General features: G+C 41.4%; 17 protein-coding genes. 6 read left to right on the top strand and 11 right to left on the bottom strand.

Going from position 1 to position 12,530, the window contains the following annotated elements; genetic code table 11:
• Window positions 1–114: 114 nt before the first annotated feature.
• The 6 genes from smpB to C9414_RS03190 all read right to left on the bottom strand — a co-directional run bounded on the left by smpB (window position 115) and on the right by C9414_RS03190 (window position 4,931).
• Complete coding sequence (gene smpB, locus C9414_RS03215; protein WP_012011279.1) at window positions 115–585, bottom strand: SsrA-binding protein SmpB; 471 nt, start codon at window positions 583–585, stop codon at window positions 115–117.
• Window positions 586–724: 139 nt separating this feature from the next.
• On the bottom strand, window positions 725–3,067 hold the full coding sequence (rnr, locus tag C9414_RS03210; RefSeq protein ID WP_047202975.1) for a ribonuclease R: 2,343 nt from the start codon (window positions 3,065–3,067) through the stop codon (window positions 725–727).
• 19 nt (window positions 3,068–3,086) lie between these two features.
• Window positions 3,087–3,833, bottom strand: a complete 747-nt coding sequence (locus tag C9414_RS03205; protein ID WP_047202976.1) for an alpha/beta hydrolase — start codon at window positions 3,831–3,833, stop codon at window positions 3,087–3,089.
• A 124-nt stretch (window positions 3,834–3,957) separates the two neighbouring features.
• On the bottom strand, window positions 3,958–4,191 hold the full coding sequence (secG, locus tag C9414_RS03200) for a preprotein translocase subunit SecG (RefSeq protein WP_003212746.1): 234 nt from the start codon (window positions 4,189–4,191) through the stop codon (window positions 3,958–3,960).
• A 186-nt stretch (window positions 4,192–4,377) separates the two neighbouring features.
• Window positions 4,378–4,668, bottom strand: coding sequence for an AbrB/MazE/SpoVT family DNA-binding domain-containing protein (locus C9414_RS03195; protein WP_047202977.1), 291 nt, complete (start codon window positions 4,666–4,668; stop codon window positions 4,378–4,380).
• 29 nt (window positions 4,669–4,697) lie between these two features.
• A complete protein-coding gene (locus C9414_RS03190) occupies window positions 4,698–4,931 on the bottom strand; it encodes a helix-turn-helix domain-containing protein (protein ID WP_024719830.1) in 234 nt (77 codons plus the stop codon).
• A 154-nt stretch (window positions 4,932–5,085) separates the two neighbouring features.
• On the opposite strand from C9414_RS03190, the gene C9414_RS03185 reads away from it, so the two are divergent.
• From C9414_RS03185 to C9414_RS03175, 3 genes are all read left to right on the top strand, one after another.
• On the top strand, window positions 5,086–5,490 hold the full coding sequence (locus tag C9414_RS03185) for a helix-turn-helix domain-containing protein (RefSeq protein WP_107163053.1): 405 nt from the start codon (window positions 5,086–5,088) through the stop codon (window positions 5,488–5,490).
• Between the two features lie 130 nt (window positions 5,491–5,620).
• The gene (locus tag C9414_RS03180) at window positions 5,621–6,022 is read left to right on the top strand and encodes a helix-turn-helix domain-containing protein (protein ID WP_039181476.1); all 402 of its coding nucleotides are present in this window, start codon (window positions 5,621–5,623) and stop codon (window positions 6,020–6,022) included.
• Between the two features lie 81 nt (window positions 6,023–6,103).
• Window positions 6,104–6,424, top strand: a complete 321-nt coding sequence (locus C9414_RS03175) for a catDE operon transcriptional regulator CatR (protein WP_024423485.1) — start codon at window positions 6,104–6,106, stop codon at window positions 6,422–6,424.
• Window positions 6,425–6,504: 80 nt separating this feature from the next.
• Here C9414_RS03175 and C9414_RS03170 read toward each other — a convergent pair whose 3' ends face one another.
• Genes C9414_RS03170 through C9414_RS03155 form a run of 4 tightly spaced genes read right to left on the bottom strand, consistent with a single transcriptional unit; the run spans window position 6,505 to window position 9,962 of the window.
• Window positions 6,505–7,194 carry an ABC transporter permease gene (locus tag C9414_RS03170; protein WP_034280931.1) on the bottom strand — a complete coding sequence of 230 codons (690 nt, stop codon included), beginning with the start codon at window positions 7,192–7,194 and terminating at the stop codon, window positions 6,505–6,507.
• A gap of 21 nt (window positions 7,195–7,215) precedes the next feature.
• Complete coding sequence (locus tag C9414_RS03165; protein WP_047202978.1) at window positions 7,216–8,133, bottom strand: osmoprotectant ABC transporter substrate-binding protein; 918 nt, start codon at window positions 8,131–8,133, stop codon at window positions 7,216–7,218.
• A 13-nt stretch (window positions 8,134–8,146) separates the two neighbouring features.
• Window positions 8,147–8,800, bottom strand: a complete 654-nt coding sequence (locus C9414_RS03160) for an ABC transporter permease (protein ID WP_025094045.1) — start codon at window positions 8,798–8,800, stop codon at window positions 8,147–8,149.
• A 13-nt stretch (window positions 8,801–8,813) separates the two neighbouring features.
• Window positions 8,814–9,962: a betaine/proline/choline family ABC transporter ATP-binding protein gene (locus C9414_RS03155; protein WP_039181485.1), complete on the bottom strand. Its 1,149-nt coding sequence runs from the start codon at window positions 9,960–9,962 to the stop codon at window positions 8,814–8,816.
• Between the two features lie 269 nt (window positions 9,963–10,231).
• On the opposite strand from C9414_RS03155, the gene C9414_RS03150 reads away from it, so the two are divergent.
• The gene (locus C9414_RS03150; protein ID WP_024426065.1) at window positions 10,232–10,768 is read left to right on the top strand and encodes a GbsR/MarR family transcriptional regulator; all 537 of its coding nucleotides are present in this window, start codon (window positions 10,232–10,234) and stop codon (window positions 10,766–10,768) included.
• Window positions 10,769–10,823: 55 nt separating this feature from the next.
• On the opposite strand, the gene C9414_RS03145 is transcribed toward C9414_RS03150, so the two are convergent.
• Window positions 10,824–11,456, bottom strand: a complete 633-nt coding sequence (locus tag C9414_RS03145; protein ID WP_047202979.1) for a MarC family protein — start codon at window positions 11,454–11,456, stop codon at window positions 10,824–10,826.
• Between the two features lie 118 nt (window positions 11,457–11,574).
• Here C9414_RS03145 and C9414_RS03140 point away from each other — a divergent pair, with 118 nt between their 5' ends.
• Window positions 11,575–12,039 carry a hypothetical protein gene (locus C9414_RS03140; RefSeq protein WP_047202980.1) on the top strand — a complete coding sequence of 155 codons (465 nt, stop codon included), beginning with the start codon at window positions 11,575–11,577 and terminating at the stop codon, window positions 12,037–12,039.
• A 14-nt stretch (window positions 12,040–12,053) separates the two neighbouring features.
• Window positions 12,054–12,518, top strand: coding sequence for a GNAT family N-acetyltransferase (locus C9414_RS03135; RefSeq protein WP_107163052.1), 465 nt, complete (start codon window positions 12,054–12,056; stop codon window positions 12,516–12,518).
• Window positions 12,519–12,530: the final 12 nt, after the last annotated feature.

Below are 12,530 nucleotides of genomic sequence, written 5' to 3'. Positions count from 1 at the left end.
TAACAATCTCATCGCTCGAAACAACTGGTGGTTTCTGTAAAAAAGCGATGATTGTTTTCTGCATAACATATTGTAGCATAATGCTTCCGCTCTCAGCAAGCCATCTGCATCAGGCTAGAATTGCTTTTGACGATCGCGGAAGGCACGTTCGATTTCACGTTTTGCATCTTTTTTCTTCAGATCTTCACGCTTATCGTATTTCTTCTTCCCTTTTCCGATTCCGATCAGCACTTTGGCAAAGCCATTTTTCAAATATAGTTTCAGAGGCACAAGTGAATAGCCTTCTTCCTTTGTCGCACCAATCAATTTGCTGATTTGCTTGCGATGAAGCAGCAGCTTTCTCGTTCTCAGCGGATCATGGTTATAACGGTTCCCCTGTTCGTATGGGCTCACGTGCATGTTGTGAAGAAACACTTCTCCTCGCTCGATTTTGGCAAAGGAATCTTTTAAATTCACTTTTCCAGCACGAATCGATTTGATTTCAGTTCCTTGTAATACAAGGCCGGCTTCGTAAGTTTCTTCTATAAAATAATCATGATTTGCTTTTTTGTTTTGGGAAACAACCTTTCCCTCTCCCTTTGGCATTGGCGTACACCCTCCTTTTGACACAAACACGGTCCAAATCGTACGGATTATTTTATCAAACAATCCACCTTTCGACAATGCTGACGCCATGTGGTCAAAAAGCAAATAGAGCGTGATGCCCTATTTGCTTTTTGGCACGTTACTTTTTCTTTTTGCGTTTTTGTTTCGGTGCGTTTTCAAATACGCGTTTTTTCTTTTTTTTCTTCTTACGGCTTGTGAACCAGTCACTTCCGCTTTTATCCTCTTTGCCTTTTTCCCCAGAGGCTTTTTGACCTCCACGCCCTTTTTTCGCTGGTGGATCTGTCCGTTTTTTGAACTTGAAATCTTTTGGTGATTTACGGCGCGTGCCCTTCATACCTACGATTTCAAAATCAATCGAGTGCTCATCTTTATTGACATTCACAACTTTGACAGTGATTTCATCACCGATTCGGTAGACATTTCCTGTACGTTCACCGATCATGGCAAAGTGCTGCTCATCAAAGCGATAATAGTCGTCAGTCATGTAGCTGACATGGACAAGACCTTCTATCGTATTTGGCAGTTCAACGAATAGTCCAAAATTCGTCACGGAACTAATCATGCCATCAAACTCTTCACCGATTTTATCTAGCATAAACTCTGCCTTCTTCAGATCATCTGTTTCACGCTCTGCATCGACTGAGCGGCGCTCCATCGTAGATGCATGATCTGCGATTTCAGGCAGCAGCTGGCCCCACTTTTCTAGGGTCGCTTCATCTGTCTTTTTCTGAATCAAATAGGTTCTAATCAGTCTATGCACGATTAAATCCGGGTAACGTCGGATCGGTGATGTGAAGTGTGTATAGAATTCCGTTGATAATCCAAAATGGCCAATGCTTTCTGGATCATACTTTGCCTGTTTCATAGAACGAAGCATCACGGTTTGAATGACGACTTCTTCTGGTTGATCCCTGACAGCATCGAGGACACTTTGAAGTGCGCGCGGGTGAATATTCGTTGACGTTCCTTTTACAATGTAACCAAACGTCGTCACGAACTCTAAAAAGCGCTGAAGTTTCTCTGGATTTGGTTCTTCGTGAATTCGGTAAATGAACGGAACATTCATCCAGTGGAAATGCTCTGCAACCGTTTCGTTTGCAACAAGCATGAATTCTTCAATTAATTTCTCTGCAACGGAACGCTCACGAATGACAACGTCTTTCGCTGCTCCTTCATCATCTACAAGTACTTTTGCTTCCTTGAAATCAAAGTCTACAGCTCCGCGCTCCATTCGTTTGTCACGTAGAATCTCTGCAAGCTTCTCCATCTCTTGGAACATCGGAACAAGCGGCTCATATTTGTTTAGAAGCTCTTCGTCTTGGTCGACTAAAATCTTATTTACATCGGAATAGGTCATTCTTTCTGTCGTTTTGATCACACTTTGGAAAATCTCGTGTTTGACGACTTTTCCGTTTCGATCAATGACCATTTCACAAGACAGTGTGAGACGATCGACCTTTGGATTTAATGAACAAATACCGTTTGACAAACGATGCGGAATCATCGGAATGACGCGGTCGACGAGATACACACTCGTTCCACGTTCATAAGCTTCCTGATCAATCGGGGAATTCTCTGTAACATAATGAGAAACGTCTGCAATGTGCACGCCAAGCTTATATTTGCCATCCTCCAGCTTTTGCACAGTTACGGCATCATCTAAGTCCTTCGCATCTGCACCGTCAATCGTCACAATCGTTTCATTGCGCAAGTCGCGTCTGCCTTCAAGGTCCTTTTCATCAATCGTTTCCGGTGTGTCCGCTGCCTGCTGAAGCGCTTCTTCTGGGAACTCACCTGGCAGACCGTGCTTATGAATGATCGACAAAATATCAATGCCAGGGTCATTTTTATGACCAAGGATTTCAGTCACTTCACCCTCTGCACTCATTCTTCCTTCAGGGTAGCTTGTCAGCGTCACAACGACTTTATGACCTTCGACCGCTCCATTTTTAGCGGATTTCGGAATGAAGATATCGTTTGTGATTTTTTTATCATCAGGAATAACAAAGCCAAAGCTTTTCGTTTCAGTATAGGTACCGACAACCGTCTGAGTATTGCGCTCCAGAATGCGGATGACAGTTCCTTCTTTTTTCGTGCCGTTTGATTTGTGGCTGACACGAACCATGACGGTATCGCCATTCATCGCTGTGCCTAACTCATTTGGCGGAATGAAAATATCATCCTGTCCAAACTCTTCAGGCGTCACAAATGCAAATCCTTTTGCATGAGCAGACAGCTTTCCTTTTACCAAGTTCATTTTTTCCGGTACACCATAGCGGTCGCTGCGGGTACGGACGATAAGTCCCTGATCCTCTAATATCACAAGTGCTTTGACGAGCTCTTTATAATCATCTGGATTGGTAATTTCCATCATGACTTCTAATTCCTGTACCGTTAATGGTTTGTACGCCTCTTCTTGCATAAACGCAAGTAATTCATCCATAAATTCTTCTTTTTGCACACTCTAACCCCCTATATATTTAAATTGACCAAGCGAGTGATTCTAAGAATGCATATACATCCTGATGAACCTTCTCCCGCTCTTTATCAAGCGTGATAACATGGCCCGATTCTTCATACCACTTTAAATGTTTTTCATCTGTCTCTACTTCGTTATAAATAATGTTTGCACTGTCTGTATTAATCATATGATCATGACGTGCCTGAACAACAAAAGTAGGTGAATAAATCATGTCAACATTGTTTCTGACATCTGCAATGAGTTCTTGCAGGCCTTTGAGCGTACCCATTGGTGTTTTCTTGAACTCTTCCATCTCTTGCTCAATTTGATCCTCAGACTTACCCTCGAATTTTTTATAGTTACGGGCATAATCTAGTACACCCTGATACATGACTTCTTCACTTTTTATGTACATAGGTGCACACATAGGTACAATTCCCTTTACAGGTACAGTGTAACCTAATTTCAATGAAAAAACTCCTCCGAGGGATAGTCCGCAAACCGCAATTTCCTCATAGCCCTCATCTTTTAAGAATTGATAGCCTTCTTCTACATCTTTCCACCAGTCAGACGGGCCTGTATGGACAAGCTCTTCTGGCGGCACACCGTGTCCTTTATATTGAGGTGCATGGCATGTATATCCTCTTTCGTTCAAATAACGACCAAGCATTCGAACATCGGCTGTATTCCCAGTAAAACCGTGAAGAAGAAGCACCGCCTTTTCTCCACCTTTAAATGTGAATGGTTTTGGTGTAACAACTTTCATGATGTGACTTCCTTTCCTTCTGATATGGTTTATATTTTCCACTTGTATGTATGAAACAAACACAAAAGAGTGCTGATAATAAAAAAAGGTCTGAAAAAAGATCAGACCTTCTGTTACTCGCGCTTTACACGCCTAAATATGCCAATGCAAGTGTTAAGATGAAGAAAAGCACTGACAAAATAACCGTTAATCGGTGAAGAATCAAGTCAAGGCCTCTCGCTTTTTGTTTACCGAAAAGCTGCTCGGCTCCACCTGAAATAGCGCCTGACAGTCCAGCACTTTTACTTGATTGTAGTAATACAACGATGATAAGTGCGATACTGACAATTACGAGTAATGTGATAACAAATGCGTGCATGAAAACACCTCCAGACAAACTGGTACACATAACTTTATTTTACATGAAAACAAGGTGCATGTCACGAAACATCAAAATAAAGATTTCCTATATATTGTCGACTTGATTCGTTATTTTGATACAATTTCGTTCCAAAGTGCTGGTTGCAGCATTTTTATATGCAATTTTTCGGTTAAAAACTTATTTTTAATGAGTTGCTTCTTCCTTCAATAGCTGTTTTAATTCTTCTAACAAACGTTCAGCTCCTTCAGGACTCAGCATCACGCTTCCATTTCCATAACTTTTGTTGTACTTCGTCACTTGTCCCGTTAGCAGGCAGCTCTTATCTGCATCATATTTTTTCAGCATAATGGTTTGATCTTCAATGAAAATTTCTAACAGCTGCTCTTCTTTAATATTGAGTACCTTGCGCATTTCTGAGGGCAGAACAATTCTGCCGAGAGAATCAATTTGTCTGACCATCCCAGTCCTTTTCAATGACATTTCCTCCTTGGTATTGATATCATTCATTGACTTTTGTCAACATTTTCATAGTAAAATAGATCTTCAAATTTTTTATCAAAGTAATGAATCATTTTGCCAATGACAAGCTGTCCTGGTTTCCGGTGACCATTTAATACCCTGCTAAGTGTGGCAGGAGAGATGCCAATTTCATCAGCGAGCTGATTTAAAGACATATCGTTCTCGATCATATACTGCATGACAAAAGCCCGCCTGATCTGAATCTTTTCGACCATCATTACAACCTCCTATGGAATCAATATGTACAACATGTAAGGCTCTCACATCAAGCAGATTCATTAACTTATGTCAACACTTTTACCCCTCTGCTATTTCCTTTGGTCAATGATCATACTAAAATAAGTCATATACTGAAATGTGAGGTTCGATGTCATGAATCACTTTGGTGAACAATTACGCATTTTAAGAGAAAATAGAAAAATGTCGGTCAATCAACTTGCCATGTATTCAGGTGTAAGCGCTGCTGGTATTTCTCGTATTGAAAATGGAAAGCGCGGTGTGCCAAAACCTTTAACCATAAAAAAATTAGCACACGCCTTGAAGGTGCCTTATGAGGATTTAATGCTGCTTGCCGGTCATATTGAACAGGAACAAGTTCATGAAATGAAACCGAAATATGAGTCCATGTTAAAAATCTATCAAACGGCGCTTCAAAAGGATGTAGAACATCTTCCCATTTTTGACGGGGACAAATGGGAAAGGCTCTCCGCACAAGACATCAGCCAGCTGAATGAATACTTTCTCACGCTCATCAACCAAAAAAAGGCGAGCAAATAGCGGGGCATAAACCTAATGTACATCCACCATTAACTAATGTCAATATTTTCATGGTATACTTATTGCCAATAGTCAACAAATCAAGTAAAATAGACATATCGAATCTATAACCATGTGAGGTTTTGCGTTGATGAACTTTGGTGCATATTTAAGAGCATTACGTGAAGAAAAGAAGCTGTCAGTGAACCAATTAGCGATGTATTCTGAGGTCAGCGCTGCCGGTATTTCTCGTATTGAGAACGGAAAACGCGGCATTCCGAAACCTCCTACGATTAAAAAGCTAGCTGGTGCGTTAAAGGTACCTTATGAAGACATGATGCAGGCTGCGGGCTATATTGAGGAAGTCTCTCCTGTCCATCAGATCAAGGAAGAGGATCTGGCTTTATCCAAAATAAAGGAAGCCGCAGCGAAATACGAACTTGATGATCTCGAAATATTTGATGGTGACATATGGTCAACCCTTTCGAAAAAAGAAATAGAGGACCTCAACCGCTATTTGTTATTTATGTTAAACAGCCGGTCGTCCTCATAAATGTTTTCATCATTGACAAGCTTTTTGCGCCGATTTATGACAGATTTACGGTATAATGGGTTCAGATTGGAGTGAAGGAAGATGAATCAATCTGACATGTGCCCGCGGTTTGAAAAAGCAGTTGAGTTATTGAGCAAACGCTGGGTGGCACTGATTGTTTTTCAGCTTCTCTCAGGTCAGCAGCGCTTTAGTGAAATTGAGGCGGCTCTGACAAATTTAAGCGGAAGAGTATTATCTGAGAGATTAAAAGAGCTGGAGGCAGCAGGTATTGTAAAACGGGAGGTTTTTGCTGAAACACCCGTGCGCATAGAGTATTCTTTAACAGATATGGGGCGTTCACTTGCACCCGTTTTTGAAGAAATTGCGAAGTGGTCCTCTGAATGGATTACGCTTGAATCATAAAATACATGCATGTGAACTGCCTGATCATCATAAAACAACCTCCCTTACAGATGTAAGGGAGGTTTTGTCTTTTCAACCGCTTAAGCAGATGTGATGTTTTTTTCAGCTAACGCTTTTCTTTCTTTTTTCTTGTTTGTCGGGCTTAAATAGCGTTCGAGCCAGCCCATGACAAGGTCAGCAATGATAGCCATGAGTGCCGTTGGGATCGCACCTGCTAAAATGATGGCTGTTCCGTTTGTGGCGTTTGATCCTCTGATGATGATATCACCAAGACCTCCCGCGCCCACAAATGTTCCAATCGCTGTAATACCGATGGCAATGACCAGTGCGGTTCTTAAACCTGCCATAATGACTGATAAAGCAAGCGGTAATTCAACCATTCTCAGCACTTGCCATTTCGTCATGCCCATCGCTTTACCTGATTCTAAATAGGCATGTTCAATGCTGACAATGCCTGTATACGTGTTTCGGATGATCGGCAGAAGCGAATATAAAAAGAGTGATAGGATGACTGTATTTGCGCCAAGACCTAATACAAGCATCAACACAGAAAGCATCGCTAATGCCGGTATCGTTTGAATGACGTTGGTAATGGCGAAGACCCAATTGCTCAGCTTGCGGTAATGCGCCACAAAGATGCCTACTGGAATCCCGACAATCGCCGCAAACAACACCCCGTACGCCGACATGAGAAAATGCCGATAAAATTCTTCTAACACATATGAACCGTTCTGCTGATAATACGTCCATAATTGCTGCAGTGTGTCCATCAGCCGTGACACCTCCCAATCTTACTCAAAGTAATTGTGTTTTTTCAGGAAATTCTTTGCAACGGTTGCTGGTTCTTGAAGCTCGCCGTCGACTTGGTAGTTCAGCTCTTGCATTTGTTCTGTATCGATTTTTCCGATCAGCCTGTTGATCACCTTATTAAGTCCTGGATTTTCTTTTAAGACTTTCTCCGGGACTACTGGCGATGCATCATATGGCGGGAAGAACCGTTTATCATCTTTTAAGATTTTGAGGTTATAGGCCTTGATTCGTCCATCTGTTGAATAGGCAAGCACAATATCCATTTTTTCATTTTTTAATGCATCATAGACTAAACCAATTTGCATCGGAAATGTGCTGCCAAATTTAATTCCGTATGTTTTCACAAACCCTTCATAGCCGTCGCCTTTCTTTTTGAGCCATACGTTATCGACACCAAAACGGTAATTGTTCGCATTCTTTTTCAAATCAGAAACCGTTTCTAACTTGTTTTCCTTCGCCATCTTCTGCGTCACGGCAAAGGCATACGTATTATCAAATCCATAAGAATCAAACCATTTGTAATCATATCGTTTCTTAAATTCTTTTTGGACGATCTCCATCGCACGCTCCGGGTCTTTTTCTGCATCCATTCCAAGCGTACTTGTTAAATCCGTGCCTGAATATCTTGTGGCAGAGATGTCAACGTCTCCGTTTTCCATTGCTTTCTGCTGCACAGTGTTGGAACCTAGGTTTTTCACAATGGTTGTCTTTTTATCTGTGTAATGTTCGATCATATCGCCAACCATATAGGCCATAATTTCTGATTCGGTAAAGTTTTGTGCTCCGATTCGCAGCGTGCCCCCTGAGGAGCCGGCTAGTCCAGGAAGTGAACAGCCGCTTATCAATAGCAAGCATCCGGCAAGCAGTGCACTGATCCATTTTGTTTTTCGATTCTTCACATAAGCCAACTCCTTATGAAACTTCCTTCAATCCTTTTAAGCCTTCTGGTGTTACTTTTTTCTCCAGCTTCATTAATGATAGGTCGATGATGACTGCTAAAATCGTGACTGGGATCGCACCTGCAATAATAAATTCCGGCTGATACAGCTGAAGTCCAATCAAAATGTAGTCACCTAGACCGCCTCCACCGATAAAGGCTGCAAGTGTTGTCCAGCCAATCAAATAAATCGTTGACGTTCTGACACCTGCCATAATGACCGGTACAGCAAGCGGGAGTTCAACAAGACGAATTTGTTCCCATGTTGTCATCCCGATTCCTTTACCGGATTCAAGCAAGTTTTTGTTCACACCTTGGACCCCGGCATACGTATTTCTTAAAATAGGTAAAACCGAATAGAAAAAGAGAGCAACGATTGCAGGTATTTTCCCAACTCCCAAAATAGGAATAAAAAAGGCAAGAATCGCTAAACTAGGGAGTGTTTGAAAGATATTCACGATACCGATGATAAAACCTGCGCCTCGTTTCATTCGTGTGAGAACCACACCTAAAGGAACGGCAACGATAATACCAAGCACAACAGCAATTAAGGAAATATATAAATGCTCCCACATTTTTGTAAGGAGTTCCCCACCATTTTTCTCTAGAAAGTCGATGATTTGATCCATGTGTACACCTCCCTTAATTCATTTCAGTGACAGCCGCCGGCGTATCGTCTCCCCAAATGGAGTCGTACACAACATCTACAAGACTTGCACGTGTCACAATGCCTTTTAAGTGCCCTTCTGCATCCACAACCGGTACATATTTAATGCCGCGTATTAAGATTTTCCGGACAGTGTCTCTTAGAAGTGCGCCTTCTTGTACGGTATAGAACTCTGTATTTAAAATATCACCAACGAAAGCTGCTTTTCTGCGGTTCGCATCGATTGTTTCAATATCGATATAGCCTTTTAGCACATGATGTTCATCTACTACAAGCAAGGAATCGACCCGCTTTTCTCTCATGATGTAGATGGCATCTGTTAATGTTTTTTCAACTGTAATGGTGACTGGTGACGTGTTCATCATTTGTTCTACACGTTCCATGTTCGGGTTCGATTGAAGCAGTCGTTCTTTGCCGATGAATTCTTCTACGAATTCATTGGCAGGGTTCCGCAGAATATCGTCAGGCGTACCTACTTGGACAATCTCTCCATCTTTTAAAATCACAATTCGATCAGCTAGTTTAATGGCTTCGTCCATGTCATGTGTGACGAATACGATGGTTTTATTTAACGTTTTTTGCAGTTTCTTAAATTCTTCCTGCAATGAATCTCGTGTGATTGGATCAAGTGCGCCAAACGGTTCATCCATGAGGATCAGAGGGGGTTCCGCTGCTAGTGCGCGAAGAACACCGATGCGCTGCTGCTGTCCTCCGCTGAGTTCATGAGGGTAGCGCTCTAAATATTCTGGTCCCATGTCGACAAGCTTCAGCAGTTCACGTGCCCGTTCTTTTCGTTTTTCTTCCGGCCATTTTAACAGCTTTGGAACAAGTGAAATGTTTTGTGCGATGGTCATATGGGGGAACAGTCCAATTTGCTGAATCACATAGCCAATTTCTCTTCTTAATTGAACTGGATCTTTTTTCATAATATTTTCTCCCTCGATGAAGATGTTTCCTGAGGAAGGTTCGATGAGTCGGTTGATCATCTTCATGGTTGTTGTCTTACCACAGCCACTCGGTCCAATAAAACAAATAAATTCTCCTTTTGCTATTTCTAAATCAATATTTTTGACAGCCTTTTTTCCGCCTTTATACGTCTTAGATACATTCTCTAGTTTCAGCAAATGAGACACCTCCAATTAGTCGGATCAATATTTTCAGAAAATTTACACCTTATTTATTATAGTGCAAACTTTATAAAATAAAAAGTTTACGATGTGTTTGTATTGCATAACATTTATTTAAAATTTTCAGTTAACGGCCTGCTAGATAGAGATCTCTCCTTTTTCCTCCAAATTACGAGCAAATACTCAATATTTATTGTTTTCATCAACAAACAGGTATATGATATATTGTGTTACAAATTGTCAGTCGTGAAGGGATGAATCGGGGAGTGGACAAGCAAGCGTTAGGCGCCATTCAAAAAGCACAGGATCATTATATTGAAAAAGCTGCCGAGAACATGAATGCCTTTGGTCTTTCTTCTACAGTAGGTAGAGTGCTTGGTATCATTCACATGAACCGTAAACCAATGACGCTTGGAGAGCTATCAGAGGCGACAGGCATGAGCAAAACGAGAATGAGTCAAGTCGTTCGAGAAATGCTCGATTTGAATATTGCGGAAAAGGTTTATGAAAAAGGAATACGTAAAGATCTATATGACGTTGAGCAAGATCAATACCAAACGTTTATTTCCTTGTTTGCAGCCAATTGGTCCCGAGTTGTCAGCAAAAACCGCAAAGCACATAAGAAAACGTGCAAGGAATTGCTGGAATTGCTTGAACAGGACGACCTGCCAGAAGAGACAGAGGATAAAATCAATCTGCTTCTTTCAGAAATCAAGGAAAGTCTTGATTACTATGATTGGATTAGCCGCTTAATTGAATTCTTTGAGAGTGAAGAAGTATTTAAGCATGTGCCGAAACCTTAAAAAAAGCTGTTTTATTTTACATCATTGTAGAAAAAAACAGCTTTTTTATATACACTTATGACATAAACATCGGAAACATCCCTTTTAAGCCCGCGCCAATCATTTCAACTGCCACTACAGCAAGAATTAATCCCATTAAGCGCGTCACGACATTCATCTCTGTTTTCCCCATTTTTCGCATAATGAAACTTGAATAATGAAAGGCATAAAAGGTCATCGCCAGTACGATGACAATGCCGATTAAAATCGCAAACATGTGAAGCATCCCTTGACTTCCCGGGGTTAAGCTCATCACTGTAGCGATTGTACCGGGACCAGCGATGATCGGAATCGCCAGCGGCGTAACGGAGACATCCGCCTTTTCTTTGCTTTCTGCCTTTTCCTCAGAATGAGGATTTTGGACATGTGACTCCTTTGCATTCAGTAAATTGTAAGCGATACCAAAAATGAAAATACCTCCGGCGATGCGGAGAGCATGAATATCGATCCCAAACAATTTGAAAATGAGCCTCCCTGCCAATAGAAAAGCAACCAAAATAATGAAAGAGACCACAATGGCTTTTTTGGCTGTTTGGGAGCGTTCTTTCTCTGTATATCCCTCTGTTAAGGTAATAAAAAGAGGCACGTTTCCAATAGGGTTTGATACAGCAAATAATGAGACCACGACATGAATCATAAAGGAAATCAACAGACACCCTCCTTTTTTCATAGTGTCTGCCAATCTGATGTGAATATTCCCTTGTGATGTTAAAACCTGTATATATTTAACCGATGATAATAAAGGTTTAAAGAAAGGGGAATGACACATGAAGAAAACGATCACCATCATCCTTCTATGCGCTGTGGTTTTAGGAGCAGCCGGCTGGATTGTTTGGCAGCAGCAGTCCATCCAAGCAGCAGAGGAAAAACTTCAGCAAGAAAGCAAAACGAACACTGAGCAGCTTTCGAAGTTAAAATCAAATCAAGCAGATTTGAAGCATAAAAACGAAGATCAAAAAAAGAAACTGTCTACCATCACGAAAAAGCTCAAAAAAGAAAAGAAAGCCTATCAAAAAGAAGTCCAACAGCGTAAAGCGCTTGAGGCAAAAATCGACCAGCTTCAAAAAGAGCTGACAGCAGCGAAAGCCACTGCTCAAGCGAATAAGCAGACTTCACAGACTCCAAGGAAAACAACTGTCAAAAAAGACCCAAATGTCACCCACAATCCGCCCTCACAATGGGTACAGGATCAATATGATTGGGGTGTGAAACAAGGATATATTAAAGAATAGAAAGGATGAAAAACATGATACAAATTCGGCCATTGTCAGGTGATCATTCTGTCCCTATGGATCTTTTACTCTTAGCTGATCCTTCAAAGGAAAAGGTACTTGAATATGTGCAATCCGGTTCTTGTTATGCCGCTTATCATGAACAGGACGTGATTGGTATCTATGTGCTTTTATCTCTGTCTCAGCAGACAGTCGAAATTATCAACGTCGCCGTGAAGGAATCATGGCAAGGAAAAGGAATTGGAAAGCAGCTGATCCGCCATGCCATTTCTGAAGCGAAAGCCGCCGGCTTTCACACGATTGAAATCGGCACAGGTAACTCGAGTATCCAGCAGCTCGCACTTTATCAGAAATGCGGCTTCCGCATGACATCTATTGACCACGATTTCTTTCTTAAACATTATGATGAACCGATTTTTGAAAATGGCATTCAGTGTATGGATATGGTACGGCTCTCACTCACTTTGCAAGCAGACTGATGTTTTGTTCCG

The sequence above is a fragment of the Bacillus sp. Nf3 genome (assembly GCF_003028545.1).
Taxonomy (GTDB): Bacteria; Bacillota; Bacilli; order Bacillales; family Bacillaceae; genus Bacillus; species Bacillus safensis.
The sequence above is the reverse complement of the archived record's forward strand: the minus strand, read 5'-3'. Positions and strand labels throughout refer to the sequence as shown.